Source organism: Enterococcus sp. E5-37 (genome assembly GCF_035726925.1).
GTDB classification, from domain to species: Bacteria; Bacillota; Bacilli; order Lactobacillales; family Enterococcaceae; genus Enterococcus_B; species Enterococcus_B faecium.
Genome location: NZ_JAPMLG010000007.1, coordinates 115753 through 134125, shown reverse-complemented (window position 1 = coordinate 134125; position 18373 = coordinate 115753). Strand labels below are relative to the sequence as shown.

Sequence of the window (18373 nt, the reverse complement as noted above, 5' to 3'; positions counted from 1 at the left end):
TGTTCAATTTTATCACTAAATGCCGTGAAACAAAAGGTAAGTTGCTCCTCTTAAGCTTTTTTTTAGCAAATAATAGATTCTGTCATTTTTAGCCTGAAAGACAAATTTTTTTATTTGTTTATGGATCAATCTTTGCTTTGAATAACTGCAATCATACCATCTGAAAAAGAAAATTCTGCGGTATCTGAAAGAAATTCGTTACTTGCATAAGATGTCGGATATTCTACTTCTTTATTTTCCAATACATACTTGCTGCCTTTTAATGTAAGATTCGAGACGGGAGTCAAGCAGCAATAAGCTAAATACTTCATATCTGGTATCTGTCTTACTATATGCTCTCCAGGCAAATAATAAGACAAATAATTTTGACAATCTCTGATAATAAGCTGATGGGCAAAGGGTTTGAAACGAGGTTCCATACCTAACCAGAGATTGGCTAAAAGATGATCCAATCTTCCGCCCGTAGCTCCAATCAAAGTGACTTCCGCTTGCGGGTAACGTTCAAATGTTTTTAAGATACCTAACTGTGTATCTGTATCGTCTTTTTCTGCAGGGGAACGGGTATACTCTTTGGCTTTTGCAAATACTTCTTCCTGCTCTTCGTTCGACAATGAATCAAAATCACCCACTGCCAGATCTACTGGGTAGCCTGCTTGAAGCAGATACAGCGCACCACGGTCTATCCCGACATAGACATCGTATTTGGACAGCAGAGACTGCGGCCAGTTTTGCGGATTACCTCCAGCAGCTAATAAAATATTCATTTAGTCTAATGCCTCTTTTAATCGTTCGATTTGTCCGACTGGATTTTCGGCTCCATAGATATATGATCCTGCAACGAAGACATCCGCCCCTGCATCTTTACAGACTTTTGCTGTTTCTGGAACGATTCCGCCATCTACTTCGATTGCATAAGTCCAATTGTTCTCTTTACGTAGATCAGCGAGTTCCGTAATTTTTTCTACTGTTTCTTCAATAAAGCTTTGTCCGCCGAACCCAGGATTGACAGTCATGACTAGTACTTGATCAGCCAAAGGCAAAACATGTTTGATCATGGAGACTGGTGTTCCTGGATTGATAACTACTCCAGCTTTAACTCCTAAGCTTTTTGTCATTTGAAGTGCCCGATGAATATGAGGAGTTGCTTCGACGTGGACAGTAATGATATCTGCTCCAGCTTTTGCAAATGCTGGAATGTAGTTTTCTGGATCAACGATCATCAGATGGACGTCTAACGGTAATTTAGTAACAGGACGGATTGCCTGAACAATATTTGGCCCTAATGTGATATTTGGGACAAATTGGCCATCCATTACATCTACGTGGATGTAATCTGCGCCTCCTTTTTCCACTAACTCAATGTCTCTTTGTAAATTGGCAAAATCTGCACTCAAAATGGATGGTGCTATCTTCATTCTTGTTTCCTCCTATTTTCGTTTACCTTCTTTTTTTGCATACATTGGTTTTCTTTTTTCGACTTCTTGTAAGAATTGCAAATAATTGTCGTAACGTGTCTGTGCGATACCACCTGTTTCTACTCTATGTTTTACTTCGCAGCCAGGTTCTTTAGCATGCATGCACTCTCTAAATTTGCAATGGACAGAAGCTTCTACAAATTCCGGAAATTGTCTCGGCAGTTCTCCTGCTTCAATGGTCAAAAAGTCAATCGAGCTAAATCCTGGTGTATCTGCTACTAACCCGCCATAGATAGGAATCAGTTCCACATGACGTGTTGTATGCCGTCCTCTTCCAAGTGCATCAGAAATCTCTCCTGTTGCTAAATTCAGTTCCGGTGATATTTGATTCAGTAGCGTCGATTTTCCTGCTCCAGACTGACCCATGAAGACCGATAGCCGTTCTGGGAAGTAACGGATCAGTTCTGTCGTATCACCCGTATGATTGGGTACAATCACCGGATAGCCTATTTTAGTATAGGTTTGCTTGATCTCTTCGATTTTTTCTGGGTTGTCTGACAAGTCGGTCTTCGTCAAAAAAATAATCGGTTCGATCGACTCGTATTCCAAGGTAACTAGAAAGCGGTCAAGTAGATTATAAGAAAATGCAGGCTCTACGATACTTGTGACAATGATTCCAAGATCAACATTTGTGACTGGTGGGCGAACTAATTGATTTTTTCTCGGCAAGATTTCCAGAAGATAGCCGTCTGTTTGATTTTCACTCTCAAAGATCACCTGATCTCCGACAAGCGGCGTGATTTTCCGATTCCGGAAATTTCCTCTTCCTCTTGTTTGATAGGTCTCTCCGTTTGCGTATACATAGTAAAAACCGCTGATTGCTTTTCTGATTTGTCCTTTGATAAGTGCCACCTCCGTTTTTGTTTATTTTACCATACGAAGAGGAAAGTAGGTGTTATTCCACGCAAACTTCTCAAAGTAAAAAGCTTGAAAATTGATCAAAAGAGATAGAAAACATAAAAAAGGGACTGTGGTACAGTCCCTTCGAATAAACGGTGTTCCAGAAGTATCTTCTTCGGAAATAAGCCGAAATTTCACAAAAATTTGAGAAGCAATTTTCGTAAATCCCTTCTTATTTCTTGAAGCTGATCACTTCTGTCACAACCTCTTTATTATATTTTATTAAAAACTTATTTTTAGCTTTCTGAGGTACTATCTGATGAACTTGTGGAGCTGGAAGATTCTTCTTTTGAAGAGTTGCTTGTGCTACTGGAGCTACTTGAGCTGCTAGAACTGTCTGAAGAGTCTTTTTCAGAACTAGAAGACGCTGGGTCTGGTCCTTTAGAGTAAATTACGTTCACAACCATTCCTTTGGTAATTGTCGTTCCTGCCCCTGGTACTGTACGAATCACTTTATCTTTATCCACCGTGTTTGAATATTCGGAAGTCTCATGCCCGATATATTCTGCACCGACACTAGCTAAATAACTTTGTGCTTCGCTTTTTGTATAGCCGGAGATATCATTCAATTTAGGCTCTGTTCCTTGGCTTACGACAAAATTGATGTAAGTTTCTTCTGCTACAACTTCACCCGAGGCTGGATCCTGACTGATGATCGAACCTGATGGTACAGTGTCGCTATAGTCATAAGTAGCACTAATATTATTGATATTGAATCCTTGTGTAACAAGCCAATTACGAACAGTTTCGTAGTTTTCTCCTACATGACTACTCAAAGTCACTGTTTCTGGTCCTTTGCTGACTGTGAAAGTAATCGTGTCTGTTTTAGGATCGACTTCTGTATCTTCTGATGGAGATTGCGAAATGATCATTCCGCTTTCTACCTCTGAACTGAATTCCTCTTCTTTTTGAATCAAGTCAGCAGAAAACCCTAATTCTTTCAAACTTGCTTCGGCATCTTCATAACTTTTACCACTGTAATCATCTAATTTGATTTTTTTCGTGCCGCTACTAATATACAGAGTGACTTCGCGTTTTTGCTTGACTGTCGTTCCCGCTGCCGGGTCTGTCTTCACTACATTACCTTCTTCGATTTTGTCATCTGCAATTTCTTCTGTTTTTGTTGCTACTTCTAATTTCGCTTTTGCGAGTGTTTCTCTAGCAGAAGCTTCAGAAAGATCAGAAACATCAGGAACAACAACTTCTCCTCGCCCGCCAGAAGCAAAGAATACAGCTGTTCCGATTCCTAAAACAGCAAGAATAGCTAATAGGATCAGCCACCATTTTTTCTGTCCTTTCTTTTTAGGATCAGGCAGAACTTCTTCCTCATCTGGTAAGGTTTCGTTTTCTGGCTTGTCTTTTGGCAGAGGCATAGATTTGAATGAATCAGGCATTGGTGCATCTTCCGTAAGGGGTGTGATAACTTTTGTTTCATTATCCATCACATGAGGCTGCCATTTTTCTTCGTTTGCACGAGCTGGTGATAATACTGTAGAAAGATCATCAGACATTTCCTCGGCTGACTTATAACGGTCTGCAGGTTCTTTAGCCGTTGCCCGTAAAATCACGTTTTCCAGTGCTTGTGGCACATTTGGATCAAGTGCTTTTATAGATGGAAGATCATCTTGAAAATGTTTTAAAGCAATTGTTACAGCAGATTCACCATCAAACGGTACGCTACCCGTCAACATCTCGTAAAGGATGATCCCTAAAGCATAAATATCTGACTGCTTCGTTGCCATACTTCCTCTGGCCTGCTCAGGGGACAGATAATGAACAGATCCTAGCATCGTATTCGTCTGCGTGATCGATGTTTCAGATAAAGCGATAGCAATCCCGAAATCCGTGATTTTTACAACACCTTCATTATCGATCAGTACGTTTTGGGGTTTCAAATCTCGGTGGATGATTTGATGGTTATGTGCTAAAGAAATAGCAGAAAGGATCTGCTGCATAATATTTACTGCTGTTTCATAAGGAACAGGATAATGTGTTTGGATATATCGTTTCAAGTCCATTCCTTTGACGTATTCCATCACCAGATACTGCATGTTGTCTTCTTCACCAACATCGTAAACACTAACAATGTTTGGATGAACGAGTTCTGTTGCTGCTAAAGCTTCTCTCTGAAATCGTCGAATCGCAGTCTGGTCATTTTGAAAGTCAAATCGTAAGACTTTAACTGCTACATCACGATCCAAGATTAAATCGTGCGCCAAAAATACATTTGCCATACCACCGCTACCGATATTTCCAGTGATTTGATAACGGCCATTTAATTTTTTTCCCAACTCGATCATACACTGTCCTCCTTATATTCGATAAGAAGAACGGTGATATTATCTGCTCCGCCTGCTTCATTGGCACGATCAATCAGCTCAGTTACTTTATGAGACAATGGGCCTTCTTGATTGATGATCGTTCCTATTTCTTCTTCAGACAGCATGTTCGTCAAGCCATCTGAACATAACAGCAGTCGATCTTTTAGTTGCCAAAGATGAGTAGAAACATCTACTTCGACTGTTCCAGGCATGCCGACAGAACGTGTTAAAATATTTTTCCTTGGATGGTTCACTGCCATTTCTTCGCTGATTTCTCCTGATTTGACTAGTTCATTGACTAAAGAATGATCCTCCGTCAATTGCATGATTTTATCTTCACGAATCAAATAAGCTCTGCTATCCCCAACATTGGCAATCGTGAACCAGTCATCTGACAGAGCGGCCGCTACGATTGTTGTTCCCATACCGTTATATTCCGGCTGTTCTTGTCCACGCTGATAAATCAGCATATTTTCTTCTTGAATCGATTGAATGAACCATTGGGCGATTTTTTCATCGTCAACAGCTTCTTGTTTTTCCCAAGCTTCGCCTAGATTCGTTACCGCCATCTGACTGGCAATGTCTCCGGCACGATGACCACCCATCCCGTCTGCTAATACAGCAAGCTTGAGACCTGAACGGCTGGTAAATACACTGGCATAGTCTTGATTTGTGTTACGTCGTCTTCCTACATCTGATTGATATTCAATCTGCATTTTTTCACCTCATTACTTTTTGCGCAAACAACAAATGAAAAATCCATCTGTGTAAAACTGATGCGGATACAAAGTCAACATTTTCTCTTCGATTGATGATTGTAGCATAGGATTGGTCAAAACATCAATCCTCTCAAAATCAGGGTGTCTTTCCAAGAAAGCAGAAACAACGTCTTGGTTTTCTTCTTTTAAGATCGTACAAGTACTATAAGTCAGAATACCGGAAGACTTTAAAGCTGGTGCGCAGCTTTCTAAAATTTCCAATTGGATTTTTGGTAAATTCGCTAACTCATCCGGCTGTTTTTTATAACGAATATCTGGTTTTCGCCGAAGCAGCCCAAGACCTGAACAAGGCGCGTCTACTAAAATCCGATCAAACTGCTCTGCTTCGAACTGTTTACTGACTTCTCTAGCATCCATCTTTTGAGCGTAGACAGCAGAAGAGACACCTAGACGTGCTGCATTATCTTCAATGAGTTTGACTTTGTGTTCGTGTACATCTAAAGCGACCACTTCTCCACCGCATGACGGATCTAAAAAAGAAGCAATATGCGTCGTCTTACCTCCGGGTGCTGCACAGGCATCTAAAACATGATGTTCAGGCTCGATTTGCATAGACGGCGCTACAAGCATCGAACTTTCATCTTGGATCGTCATGACGCCATCGTGGAACAATGAGCTAGAAGCTAAATGCCCTTTTTTCGCTACTATACCGTATGGACTGACTTGGCTTTTTTCAGCTGTGATCTCTTCTTCTTGCAAAACAGTGATGGCCTGATCTCTGGAAAGTCGGCGTGTATCTACTCGGGCACTAGCATGGCTAGGCTGATATAGCGATAAACCGAGCTTTTCAGTTTCTTCGTATCCGATTTGATCCACCAGTCGTTTCGTCATCCATAGAGGCAGGCTGATTTTGACAGAAAGTCTTTCGATAGGATCAGCAATGCCTTGCAGATCTGGTGCTCCTTGACGCTGATAATTCCTCAAGACACCATTTACAAATTTCCCTGTCCCAGGATTTCCTTTTACTTTTGCGATTTCGACCGCCTCGTTTAAAATAGCATGTGCAGGGACTTTATCTAAAAATTCTAATTGGTATACAGAAAGATAAAGAAGCGTCTTGACCCAGTCATCCACTTTTTTTGCTTTAGCGATCAATGGTGCAACGTAAAATTCCAATAGTCGCTGATGGCTAATCGTACCGTAGATCAATTCTGTAAATAAACCCACATCTTTTTGATTTAGTTCGCTTTGTTTGATCATCTCATTCAATAAAAGATTCGAGTAGGCGCCACCCTTGTTCACTCGCTCTAATGTCAGTAATGCCATATATCGTACTGATTTTTTCATTTTTTTAGGGATTTTTTTCATTATTTCACCTGCTGACCAATCTGAACTTGCTGACCGCTTCCGTTAAGGAAATCATGTACGGCCTGTTTTCCTTTACCAGCTGGCTGTAATTCATTGATGGCTAAGACGGTCTGTTTACCGCAAGCAATCCATAGATTTTTTTTGTCTTTCCGGATGATCGTACCAGGTGCTTTGTCTGTAGTTTCTGCCAATACTTCAACCGATAATAATTTCCAGCGTATGCCCTCATAGGTCGTGAATGCAATTGGCCAAGGACGCATTCCGCGTACTTGGTTGTCAATTTCTTCTGCAGTTTTATGCCAATCGATTGCTTCTTGTTCCCGTGTGATGTTTGGCGAAAAAGTTGCTTCTGACTCGTCTTGAGGTACTGGTTTTTGTCCATCCAAAATATTGGGCAATGTTTCTAGCAATAGCTTTCTTCCTAAAAGGCTAAGCTTTTCAAACATCGTCCCTACATCATCTTGTTTAGTGATTGGTATGCTTTCTTGCGCATAGATTCCGCCTGCATCCATTTTTTTGATCATTTCCATGATCGTTACACCAGTTTCTTTCTCCCCATTCATGATGGCATAATGAACAGGCGCACCTCCCCGATATTTAGGAAGTAAAGAAGCATGGACATTGATTGCCCCTAATTTTGGTACTTGCAATAACTTTTCAGGCAAGAATTGGCCAAATGCCGCAGTGACGATCACATCAGGCGCCAATTCAATGATTTCTTCCATTTCTGGCGAACCGGAGATTTTCTCTGGCTGCAGCACACGGATACCGTGCTTCAGAGCCGCTTCTTTTACCGGTGTCGGCGTAATTACTCGTTTCCGCCCAACTGGACGGTCGGGCTGTGTTACCACTGCCTGGATCTCGTAACCTGATTCTATCAGCCCTTCAAGAATCGGCACAGAAAAAGCAGGTGTGCCCATAAATACTAGCTTAGTCATCAAGATGTTCCTCCATATATTCTTCAAGTTCTTCTTCCGGGATCTGCTGTACCATTTTCTCAATGAACAAGATACCGTCTAAGTGATCGATTTCATGCTGGAAGGCACGGGCTAAATAGCCAAAAGCCGTCACTTCTATCTCTTCTCCGTCTCGATCATAATAACGCACGGTCACTTCATCTGCTCGCTTGACCGTTCCATAGACATGCGGAATACTGAGACAACCTTCTACGTCAAGGCTTTCACCTTTTGCTTCGATGATTTCTGGGTTAATCAGTTCAAATTTCTCGCCTTCATCTACTTCGATCACAGCAATTCTCTTGTTTTGTCCTACTTGAGGAGCAGCGATCCCTATTCCGTCATTCGCAATCATTGTCTCATATAAATTGTCTAATAAAGCGATTGTCTCGTCCGTGATTACATCGATTGGCTGAGCAGTTCTTTTTAATTTATCATTAGGGTGGATCAATATAGGATAGCGCATAATTTGGCCCTTTCTTAAATAAAGTTTAATGGTTCGTTGTCAATTGCCACAAAAAGACCTTGTCGCTGTTCTTTCTGGCTTCCATTCAAAATTTCATCCAAAACATGAGGAAGATTCGGTTCATGTTTATATTTGATGATTAATTGATAATAATATCGGTTTTTCACTCTCAAAATCATGCTGGGCGTTGGCCCTAATAGCAAGCTTTGAGGGCTTAACACTTCTTTTAGCTGATTGGCAATCTGAAAGATTTTCTTTGCCGCTACTTGTTCTTCAGGATGGCTGGCGGTTATTTTCACAGTAAAGTAATAAGGAGGATAGCCTCCACGATGCCGTACATGCATTTCCTGCTGATAAAACTGCTCATAATTTTGTTTTTTAGCCAATTCTATGGCGTAATGTTGAGGATTGAATGTTTGGATCACGACTTCGCCTGCTTTTTCCGCTCGCCCTGCTCGTCCTGAAACTTGGGTAAGCAATTGGAATGTATGCTCACTAGAACGAAAATCCGGTAAATTCAGGGAGGTATCAGCATTCAACACCCCAACTAATGTCACTTCTGGAAAGTCCAAACCTTTAGCAATCATTTGTGTCCCTAATAATATATCTGCTTCTTTTGCACCGAATTTTTGTAAAATCTGTTCGTGTGCCCCTTTTCTTCGAGTGGTATCTACATCCATACGCAAAATCCTAGCTTGCGGATAAAGTTCTCGGAGTTCCTCTTCTACTTTTTGAGTACCTGTTCCATAGTAGCGGATTTTATTGCCGCCACAATTAGGACAGCGATTGGGAATAGGTTCTTCATGTCCGCAATAATGGCAGCGCATTGAACGTGTATCCATATGCAGTGTAAGAGAGATATCGCAATTAGGACATGGAAGAACAAATCCACAGTCCCTACACATCACAAAAGACGAATATCCTCGACGATTGAGCAGTAGGACAGTTTGTTCTTTTTTGTCTAATCGATTTTGTATTTTTTCCTGCAAATTAGCAGAAAAAGTAGAGGTCCGATGATTCTGAAACTCTTCACGCATATCTACGATCTCAATAGCTGGAAGCTGTGCAGCTGCTTTGGCTCGGTGGTTCAACTGCAATAACTGATAAACGCCTTTTTGAGCTCGTGCTCTTGATTCTAAAGAGGGCGTCGCGCTTCCTAGAACTATTGGGCAATGATGATATTTACTGCGCCAAATTGCTAGATCTCTCGCATGATAACGCGGTGTCTCATCTTGTTTGTAACTTGATTCATGTTCTTCATCGATAATGATCAGCCCGATATTTTTCAGCGGGGCAAAAATAGCAGATCGTGCGCCTACTACTACTTGTGCTTCTTCCCGCTCGATCTTGCGCCATTCATCATATTTTTCACCTTGGGAAAGTCCGCTATGTAAGACCGCAACTGATTCTCCGAAGCGTCCTTTGAATCGCTCGACCATTTGCGGAGTCAATGCGATTTCAGGCACTAACATGATCGCCGTTTTATTTTCTGACAAAACATCAGCGATTGCCTGAAGATATACTTCTGTTTTCCCGCTGCCGGTGATTCCCTCCAGCAAAAAGACCTGATCTTTTTGCTGCTGACCTGCTGTGATGATTTGTTCGACAGCATTTTTTTGTTCTGCATTCAGTTCCAATGCCGTCGTTTGGTCAAATACTCGGTCTTTATAAGGGTCGCGATAACGTTCTGATTCTATAAACTCCAGCCAGCCCTTTTCTTTTCCTTGATTCAAGACAGCAGTACTGATTCCTTTATTTTTGAAATAAGCAATTGGTTCTTCTTGGCTCAGTTCAGATAAACACAAAAGAAGTTCTTTTTGTTTCTTGGCATTTTGCCGTAATTTTGCCCATTCTTCTTCGATTTGCTTTTCAGTTAACAAAGAACGGACCAAACGAATCGTTTTTACTTTATTTCGTGTATGGACTTCATATTTGATATCTACTAATTGCTCTTGGCGCCAGCGAATCAATTGAGAAAGGCTGCCTTCTTCTTCTGCTTCCTTCCAGGAAATCACTTCCCGCTGATCAAACAATACCTGAACTTCTGGTGTGTCTGCCAAAGGATAGATCAATTTATCATATTCTGCTTTCATCACACTCGGAAGCATCGTTTGTAGACAAGTGATTTTGAATGCGTAAGTAATTTTTTTCATATAATCAGCTAATGAAAGCAATTCTTCATTGACCACCGGAGCAAGGTCTAGCAAACGAATAACTGCCTTCAAAGATGGATTAGCTGATTCTTCTGATTTTTGGATAGCCATAACAAATCCTTGGACATGACGATTGCCATTACCAAAAGGGACTTCTACTCGCATCCCGACTTGCAAAGCTGTTTCCATTTCAGAGGGAACCAAATAAGTGAATGGCTGATCGGTCTGCATAGTAGGTACGTCCACAATGACTTCAGCTGTTAATGTCATGGTTCGTTTCCTCCTTTTTTTGTCTTTTCTTATCAAGCGACAAAAAGTTCCTTGCCTATTTTACTAGAGATCGATGGATTTGTCTTATTTTCTGCCAAATCCTAACAAAAAATTAACAGCAGATAAGAAAAAAAAGAACTGTGTCAAAAAGTTCAGACACAGCCTTTTCTACCAGACAATAAGTGGCGAATGTTTGAAAAGGAAACAGCTGGGTTTGCTTTTCTTTTTAGATGTTCGCTCTATTTTTCTTTATTACATTTTTTGCTCTTCACGGATACGTGATTCCAATTCGTGTTGTTCACGCTCTTTTTGTGCTTGACGTTCCTCTTCTTCCATCTTCAAACGTTCACGTTTTAATTCAGGATGTGGATCATTGACTACATTTCCTGCATCGATTTCTTCTAAAGCTTGACCGACGCTTTTTACTGAATCAAAAGAATCTAGAGTAGGCTGTGCACTTGCATCCAATTCATGCGCGCGTTTACTTGCTAAAATCACTAGAGAATATTTTGAATTTACACGATCTAATAGTGAGTCAATTGAAGGTTTTAACATCATAAGACTACATCTCCTTTAACATTTTAATATATTTACCGATTACGCGATCTACTCGAAAATGTTCACTGGCAATAATGTTTTTGATTCGTTCAACTGCTAGCGGCACTTCATCATTTACAACAGCATAGTCGTAAAGAGCCATCATTTCGATTTCTTCTTTTGCAACTTTCATTCGTTCTTCGATTACTTCATCTGCATCTGTTCCTCGGCCTACGATCCGTGATTTTAATTCCGCTAAATCTGGCGGAGTCAAAAAGATGAATACACCATCGGGCACTTTTTCTTTGACTTGTTTTGCTCCTTGGACTTCAATCTCCAAGAAAACATCTTTTCCTTCATCCAATGTCTTGTTGACATATGACAAAGGAGTTCCATAATAATTCCCGACATATTCTGCGTATTCCAGCATCTCTCCAGCTTCGATCATTGATTCAAACTCTTCTTTGCTTCGGAAGAAATAATCAACGCCTTCGACCTCCCCTTCACGCATTTTACGGGTAGTCATTGAGATCGAATACTGAAAATCATTATCCTCACTCTCAAAAATTGCTTTTCGTACTGTGCCTTTTCCTACACCGGATGGACCAGACAACACGATTAATAATCCACGCTCTGACATGACGACGTCCTTTCAACTAGTCTTTTTGTACTTATCGTTTATTTTGCACTTTTTTTCTGCAACTTTCAAGGTTATCTTTAATTATAGCTAGAAATTGGTAAAAAAGCTACCCTGTACCGAGAGGTCGTAAAAAAGCTGTCCTGCATCAAGTAATAAGAACAGCCAAACATAAACAGTTTCTCATGTTTTTCGTTTGGTTGGGGTTATTACCGCAGATGCAAGCTTTTGAACGCCGTGTATAAGAGGTCGTAAAAAAGCTGTTCAGCATCAAGTAATAAGAACAGCCAAACATAAACAGTTTCTCATGTTTTTCGTTTGGTTGGGGTTATTACCGCAGATGCAAGCTTTTGAACGCCGTGTATAAGAGGTCGTGAAGAAGCCGATTAGTTTCGAGTATGAAGAAAAATTTTGTGAAAATGGTTTCTCACATTTTTGCATAAATTTGGCTTAATACCGAGAAAATGGTTTTTGAACATCACTTATTCAAAATAAAAAAAGGTTGTGACACGAATTTTGTCACAACCTTTAAATGTATTCCTAGAGCAAAGAAGCTAAGCGAAGAAATCCAATTCTGATTATTTATTGTATTTCTTTGTTCAGCATCCTTGCTAAAAGCCCATATTGGACAAAGTATTCACTACACCCATGATCTCATCTTTTCGAGAACGTGCTTTTTCTGTCGGATCTTCTACCTCTTCTGTGTCGATTCGAACAATAAATTTCCGATTCATCGTCACGTAAGCACCGTCGTTGATCAAAATAAACAGTTCGTTCTCATTATAGTCTGCACAGGCATCTTTCCATACGTCAAAGCCGTTTTTTTCAGAAGGGATATCCCGTTTTACAACAGTTTTTCCACTTAATTCGTGGAACGTTACGTCATAGTATTTCATTATCTCTACCTCTTTCGTCATTCAATATTTTGTACTTGTTCTCTGATTTTTTCTAAGATCGTCTTAGACTGGACGACTTGATTTTTAATTTCGATTGCATTTGATTTGGAACCGATCGTGTTGATTTCCCGATTCATTTCTTGGATCAGGAAATCTAATTCCCGACCTACAGGACATTGTGCTTCGATAAGTTCATCTAGTTTTTGTACATGGATCGCCAGACGATCCAGTTCCTCGTGAATATCTCCGCGTTCCAACAAGATGGCTAGCTCCGTCAACAACCGTTGCTCATCGACTTTCGCTCCAAGAAATTCCTCCAGCTTTTTTTGATACCTTATTTGAAATTCCTTTTCATAGATTTCTACAAAACTATCGAGTTTTTTTAGTACTTCTTTGAATTCTTCAGTATTCTTTTTCAACACTAAAGCTAAAGCTTGACCTTCTTTTTCTCGACTCGCCTCAATAGAGTCAAGTGCGCTTTTCAATGTATCTAGAGCTAACTGTGCCAATTCTTCCATGCTCTCTTCCGGTTTTTCTTCTACCGTTACGAAGTTTTCGTCCAGCGCGAAGCGTTCCGCCATCCGACTAATTGACACTTGATTTTGACTACCGTATCGTTGTTGAATTCCGTCTGTCAATTGAGTGATAAGTGAATCAATCAATTCCCAGTTGATGACGATCTGTTTTTCGTTTTTGCCAATATAAGCTAGATTCACAAATACTTCGATTCGACCGCGGCTTAACTGCTGTTTAATAAGCTGACGAAAATCGTTTTCAATAAAGTTCAGGATTTTAGGACTTCGTATTTGAACATCTAGAAAACGCTGGTTGACACTTTTTATTTCAATATCTAACTGATACGCTTTTGTTTCGCGGATGGCTTTGCCAAAACCAGTCATACTTTTCATTCGACAGGGTCCTTCCTCATTACATATTTTCTATTGCTTTTTGCAGTTGTTCAAACTCTTCGTTCGTCAATGTCAGGCCTTTCCCCATTTTTTCATGGTCTGGCGCCCAATCTCGAAGATCGAATTTTGGCGGGCGACCATTCCAGCTGACTAGGTTCAGTTCTTTACGCCACCCCTTGTTGTTTTCTGACAATATAGCGATTTCTTCTACGATTTCATATGAAAATTCTTGTGCCATGGTTGTTCCTCCTTGAGATAATATAAATATAGGATCAGTAATGTGTCAACTGGTTGCTTAAGCAATTCATGCTGCAAACAATTCTTGCGTTTTCCTTGTAGCAGATAATCAAAATAAACAGTTTTCGTGCGCTCATTTTGTATTTTTTGCTGGTATTTTCGATACCTTCGCCATTCTTCAGTACTTAATTGACCAATTTGTGCCAATAAATCATCCGGCATACTTTTTATATCTTGTTGGCAGATCATTTGAATCATCATGTCTACTTGATAGATTTCATTGGGCAATAAAAAATGTTTTTTTGCTAAAAGTTCTAGCATCGCCAATCCGCATGTCTCTGGTACGACCCTGTTCTTATATAAATTACGCAGTTTTTGCCAAAATTTTATGCTTTTGAAAAAAGATAATTCTAACTGAATTTCTTTTGTTAAGTAAGACAAAAATCCTCGCCAGTATGTTCTTGCAGGTTTAACAGAATGAAATGTATACCAATTCCCATAGTAACAACCTAATCGTTTTTTCATTTCCAGATAGCCTAATTGTAAATTTAATTGGTTCCTTTGGCTATCAAAAAGCAGAAAGCTGCCTAGTGTCCACAATGTTTGACATTTCCAATGGATAAAAATGTCTGGCATACGAATTTTTTTCGCTGGGCCTGGCCCTTGCACATCTACGACAAATGCCTCTGTTGCTCCTTTGTTAATCGCAATATCAATAGGTATTTTGTTGCGATACCCACCGTCTGCATATTTATTTTTTCCGATCTTTCGATAAGCCATAGCGGGATAAAATGAAGCAGAGGCGAGTATCCAATCTGGTATTTCTTCTGTTTTTGTCTGTTGGATATCAGTCACTACTTCCGCTAGTTCTGGCAGTTTAGTAGACACCGTATATAAACGTATTTTGGGATTATGTTTGAGTAAGGACAAATCCAAATTGTCTTTGACCATCTTTTCCAATGGAGCAGAAGAAACCCCGCCTTCAATTAGTGCTGTTTTCGTCATTTGGCGTCTTTCTCGATAGAAGCGTTCACGAAGGTCTTCAACCGCAGCCATTTCTGGTAACGCAAGCACTTGTCTTGTCGACAGCTTTTTCCATAAATTCACAGCTTTTTTCATATCTCCTTGTAAAATCAATGCGCCGTTCAACGCACCTACCGAGGTACCTGTGATAATCTCAAAGTTGATATCATGTTCCTTCAGCGCCTGCCACACACCAATCTGATAAGCACCGTGCGCTCCTCCTCCACCTAAAACAAGTGCTGTATGATAGACCAGCTTTTTATTTAATTGTGTGGTTCCTTGATAGCCGTTTTTATGAAAAATACGCAACCATTCTTCTGATAGAGGAGATTGAAATAAAAAACAACAGTTTTCTTTAATAAAAAAACGAGCGCAAGCTTCCATATACCGAAAAAATTTTTTCCATTCAAAAGTTTCACCTTCAATCAACAGATTATTAAAAATAACATTTCCTCTACTTTTAGCAATAGTAAAATAGACGGTATATTTTTTCGATACTGCTTTAAAAGCACATTGCTTTTTTGCAGAACGCCAAAAAGCGTCTCTACTTTCTTGATGACTTTGAAAAAATGGAAGGGGTTGTTTTGCTTGCTGGATAGGCGAATACAGCGACATTTTCTGTGAAAAGTAAACTTTTTTTATCTCCATCGCTCTCTCCTTTTTCTTCAAGTATACCAGTATGTCATAAAAAGGTCATGAGTCTCGTATTCGACTTTGTAGATTCCATAAGAAAACAATTCATAAAACCTCCTTTAAATAAAAAAATACAAAAATCACAAAAATTAATTGAAAATGAGAGTATTTTTAATGAAAACGTGATTTTGTAATGGAATTTTAAAATAAAAGAAACAAGCTTTTTTAATGCAAATGTTGTAAAATAAAAGAGATTAAGAGGAAATAAGAGGAGGAACATGATGACTGAGTCAGTTTATGTACATATTGATACCACAAGTAATGCTGTTTTAACAAAAGGGCTGACTGCTACTGACTTTGCAAACAGTATCGTGCATTTTCCTCAAAACTTGCTCTTGCTTGATCCATCTGCTTCTGCTGGAGAATATGAATCCCATACAGGGCTGAAAGTAATTCGTGGTACAGAAAATATCCAGCGTTTCTTTTCCTCTTCTCGTAACAGGCGTGGATTCGATGAATTGAAGTGGATCGACTTTACTGATTTAACGATGCTGAAAGAATTGACACCTTTAGAAATTTCAGAATTATTATATTTTGGTCATATGAAAACACACCTTCATTCGCCGTTTTTTTATAAACTACAGAATAATTTTGTATACTTCGATCTTAATGATCAGCTGAATCGGATTTATTATCGCTATTTAGATGAATTTTATAGGATTTTTGCTAGTAAATTAAGTTCGATCTTGTCAGATAAGATCAATGTAAAAAAATCTTTTTTCAAAAAAGAAACACCTGTTGAAAAAATCAGTGTGGAATTATTGAAAGAAATGCGTAATTTGATGCAGGAAGGGATCATTTTTTCTTTTGATCAAGTTGGTTTGATCGATGGTGAATATCGTATCCCAATCTATGTGATTGAAGATTATATTTGGAAATTAAAAGGCACCCGGTATCGAGAAGAGGAAATCATCGCTACTTTAATCTACTCTGTCACCGATCGACACTGGCAATTGGTGGAAGATGCCGATCTTTCTTATCTGCCATTGAAGTAGATCTATTTCTTATCAAAAAATAAAAAGGAAACAAGAAACTAGGACATGATTCTGTCTCAAGTTTCTTGCTTCTTTTTTATTTACAGCTCCTGTCGTTTATCTGGCACAAAAATCGAAGGAATCGTTTGTTGGATCCCTAATAAAACGATGATCGTTACAATAGCTGTACTCAACCCGCTGGCACCATTCATTACGAAAGAAAAGAGCCAAGGATTCATCCCCCATAGTGCATACGCTCCCCAGAAAACCACTCCTGCAATAAAATGCCAAAAATATCTGGAAAGTGCGCCAATCAATGCACCAAACACGATGCTTTTTCTAATTTGTTTCGTATTATCGTCTACATAGCCTTTTTGGACATTTGAAGCCATGAGCCCTGCTGCGCCTGCAAAAGTATAGGCAATCGGGTACTCAATCAACACTTGAACGACACTTAAATAATAAACTTGTCCCAACGGAAAATGTAGGATGCCCCAAATGAAACCTGCCAGCATCCCTGCCTTTGTCCCTCTTCTTAACGCAAAAAGAGTCAATGGAATCTGCCCTAATGAAATAGAAAAACTGCTGCCGATCTGGATCGGAATCAACGACAACACCATCGCTAACGCTGCAACAATCGTTCCTTCTACCCAAACTCTATTTTTTCCCATAAAAAAACTTCCTCCTTTGAATAAAAAAGTCACAAAGGAGGAAGCAGCTTTCGAAAATAGTCAAACAGCTGTTTATTCACAATTCCTACGCTCGCATAACCGATACAGGTACGAAGGGTTTAGAAATAGATTCAATCTCAGCCCAATTGGACTCCCCTTTGTGAGTTTATTTATTATTTATTTTTTGTTTCAAACAATGGACTAACTGGTTTGTTTTCATGGATACGTTTGATTGCATCTCCCATTAATCCGCCAACACTTACTTCATCGATTTTGTCGATTTTACGATCTTCTGGAAGATAGATCGAGTCTGTAACAACTAGACGCTCGATAGCTGAATCTTCTATTCTTTGTAAAGCGGGGCCGGATAATACTGGATGTGTACATGAAGCATACACACTGGTTGCACCAGCTTCTTTCAAAGCATTGGCAGCCAATGTGATCGTACCTGCTGTATCGATCATATCATCGATCAGTACACAAGTTTTGCCCTTGACTTGTCCAATGATATTCATTACTTCTGCAACATTTGCTTTTGGACGGCGTTTGTCGATGATCGCAATCGGAGATTTCAAAAATTCCGCTAATTTACGTGCCCGTGTAACACCACCATGGTCTGGTGAAACAACGACAACATCATCGCCTTTGATTCCTTTTTCTAAGAAATAATTGGCAATAAGTGGCGCACCCATCAAATGATCGACTGGAATATCAAAGAAACCTTGGATTTGGACTGCATGAAGGTCCAAAGTCAGCATTCTTGTTGCACCAGCTTTTTGAATCATGTTTGCTACTAATTTCGCTGTGATTGGTTCCCGTGCACGTGCTTTACGGTCTTGACGCGCATAGCCATAATAAGGCATGACTACGTTGATTGTTTTTGCACTTGCTCGTTTCAGTGCGTCAATCATGATCAGCAACTCCATCAAGTTATCGTTGACTGGGCTACTCGTTGATTGAATAACATAGACATGCGATCCACGAATACTTTCTTCAATGTTTACTTGAATTTCTCCATCACTAAATTGAGTAACAGATGATTTTCCTAACTCGACGCCGACTGCTGCTGCAATTTTCTCTGCTAATGGGCGATTGGAATTTAACGCAAAAATTTTTAATCTTGGGTCAAAGTAATGTTTTGACATGGGGACCTCCACTTTCTTTTTCAC

General features: G+C 39.7%; 18 protein-coding genes and 1 riboswitch. Of the genes, 1 reads left to right on the top strand and 17 read right to left on the bottom strand.

What is annotated here, in order from left to right; all coding sequences use genetic code 11:
- Nucleotides 1–125: 125 nt before the first annotated feature.
- From OS138_RS07885 to OS138_RS07815, 15 genes are all read right to left on the bottom strand, one after another.
- On the bottom strand, nucleotides 126–764 hold the full coding sequence (locus OS138_RS07885) for a thiamine diphosphokinase (protein ID WP_325069955.1): 639 nt from the start codon (nucleotides 762–764) through the stop codon (nucleotides 126–128).
- On the bottom strand, nucleotides 765–1415 hold the full coding sequence (rpe, locus tag OS138_RS07880) for a ribulose-phosphate 3-epimerase (RefSeq protein WP_325069954.1): 651 nt from the start codon (nucleotides 1413–1415) through the stop codon (nucleotides 765–767).
- 12 nt (nucleotides 1416–1427) lie between these two features.
- On the bottom strand, nucleotides 1428–2327 hold the full coding sequence (rsgA, locus tag OS138_RS07875; RefSeq protein ID WP_325069953.1) for a ribosome small subunit-dependent GTPase A: 900 nt from the start codon (nucleotides 2325–2327) through the stop codon (nucleotides 1428–1430).
- Nucleotides 2328–2611: 284 nt separating this feature from the next.
- Entirely contained in the window at nucleotides 2612–4675 is a 2064-nt protein-coding gene (gene pknB / locus OS138_RS07870) for a Stk1 family PASTA domain-containing Ser/Thr kinase (RefSeq protein ID WP_325069952.1), read from the bottom strand.
- Nucleotides 4672–5412: a Stp1/IreP family PP2C-type Ser/Thr phosphatase gene (locus OS138_RS07865; RefSeq protein WP_002287376.1), complete on the bottom strand. Its 741-nt coding sequence runs from the start codon at nucleotides 5410–5412 to the stop codon at nucleotides 4672–4674. The genes pknB and OS138_RS07865 overlap by 4 nt, the downstream gene beginning before the upstream one ends.
- Before the next feature lie 12 nt (nucleotides 5413–5424).
- Nucleotides 5425–6783, bottom strand: a complete 1359-nt coding sequence (rsmB, locus tag OS138_RS07860; protein ID WP_002298188.1) for a 16S rRNA (cytosine(967)-C(5))-methyltransferase RsmB — start codon at nucleotides 6781–6783, stop codon at nucleotides 5425–5427.
- Nucleotides 6783–7721, bottom strand: a complete 939-nt coding sequence (gene fmt, locus OS138_RS07855; RefSeq protein WP_002301208.1) for a methionyl-tRNA formyltransferase — start codon at nucleotides 7719–7721, stop codon at nucleotides 6783–6785. Before fmt ends, rsmB begins: the two co-directional genes overlap by 1 nt.
- The gene (gene def / locus OS138_RS07850; RefSeq protein ID WP_325069951.1) at nucleotides 7714–8205 is read right to left on the bottom strand and encodes a peptide deformylase; all 492 of its coding nucleotides are present in this window, start codon (nucleotides 8203–8205) and stop codon (nucleotides 7714–7716) included. Before def ends, fmt begins: the two co-directional genes overlap by 8 nt.
- A 14-nt stretch (nucleotides 8206–8219) precedes the next feature.
- Nucleotides 8220–10628, bottom strand: coding sequence for a primosomal protein N' (priA, locus tag OS138_RS07845; RefSeq protein ID WP_002287367.1), 2409 nt, complete (start codon nucleotides 10626–10628; stop codon nucleotides 8220–8222).
- 252 nt (nucleotides 10629–10880) lie between these two features.
- Nucleotides 10881–11186 carry a DNA-directed RNA polymerase subunit omega gene (gene rpoZ, locus OS138_RS07840; RefSeq protein WP_002287365.1) on the bottom strand — a complete coding sequence of 102 codons (306 nt, stop codon included), beginning with the start codon at nucleotides 11184–11186 and terminating at the stop codon, nucleotides 10881–10883.
- Nucleotides 11187–11190: 4 nt separating this feature from the next.
- On the bottom strand, nucleotides 11191–11805 hold the full coding sequence (gene gmk, locus OS138_RS07835; protein ID WP_002287358.1) for a guanylate kinase: 615 nt from the start codon (nucleotides 11803–11805) through the stop codon (nucleotides 11191–11193).
- Between the two features lie 608 nt (nucleotides 11806–12413).
- Nucleotides 12414–12698: a hypothetical protein gene (locus OS138_RS07830; protein WP_002287356.1), complete on the bottom strand. Its 285-nt coding sequence runs from the start codon at nucleotides 12696–12698 to the stop codon at nucleotides 12414–12416.
- A 17-nt stretch (nucleotides 12699–12715) separates the two neighbouring features.
- Complete coding sequence (locus OS138_RS07825; protein WP_002298192.1) at nucleotides 12716–13606, bottom strand: YicC/YloC family endoribonuclease; 891 nt, start codon at nucleotides 13604–13606, stop codon at nucleotides 12716–12718.
- A 19-nt stretch (nucleotides 13607–13625) separates the two neighbouring features.
- Nucleotides 13626–13844 carry a YdbC family protein gene (locus tag OS138_RS07820; RefSeq protein WP_002287352.1) on the bottom strand — a complete coding sequence of 73 codons (219 nt, stop codon included), beginning with the start codon at nucleotides 13842–13844 and terminating at the stop codon, nucleotides 13626–13628.
- Nucleotides 13814–15514, bottom strand: coding sequence for a patatin-like phospholipase family protein (locus tag OS138_RS07815; RefSeq protein ID WP_325069950.1), 1701 nt, complete (start codon nucleotides 15512–15514; stop codon nucleotides 13814–13816). Before OS138_RS07815 ends, OS138_RS07820 begins: the two co-directional genes overlap by 31 nt.
- Before the next feature lie 266 nt (nucleotides 15515–15780).
- Here OS138_RS07815 and OS138_RS07810 point away from each other — a divergent pair, with 266 nt between their 5' ends.
- Nucleotides 15781–16554, top strand: a complete 774-nt coding sequence (locus OS138_RS07810) for a hypothetical protein (protein WP_002298196.1) — start codon at nucleotides 15781–15783, stop codon at nucleotides 16552–16554.
- Between the two features lie 80 nt (nucleotides 16555–16634).
- On the opposite strand, the gene thiT is transcribed toward OS138_RS07810, so the two are convergent.
- A complete protein-coding gene (thiT, locus tag OS138_RS07805) occupies nucleotides 16635–17204 on the bottom strand; it encodes an energy-coupled thiamine transporter ThiT (RefSeq protein ID WP_002301201.1) in 570 nt (189 codons plus the stop codon).
- 65 nt (nucleotides 17205–17269) lie between these two features.
- A riboswitch (TPP riboswitch) is annotated at nucleotides 17270–17372 on the bottom strand.
- 5 nt (nucleotides 17373–17377) lie between these two features.
- A complete protein-coding gene (locus OS138_RS07800) occupies nucleotides 17378–18349 on the bottom strand; it encodes a ribose-phosphate diphosphokinase (RefSeq protein WP_002287347.1) in 972 nt (323 codons plus the stop codon).
- Nucleotides 18350–18373 lie beyond the last annotated feature (24 nt).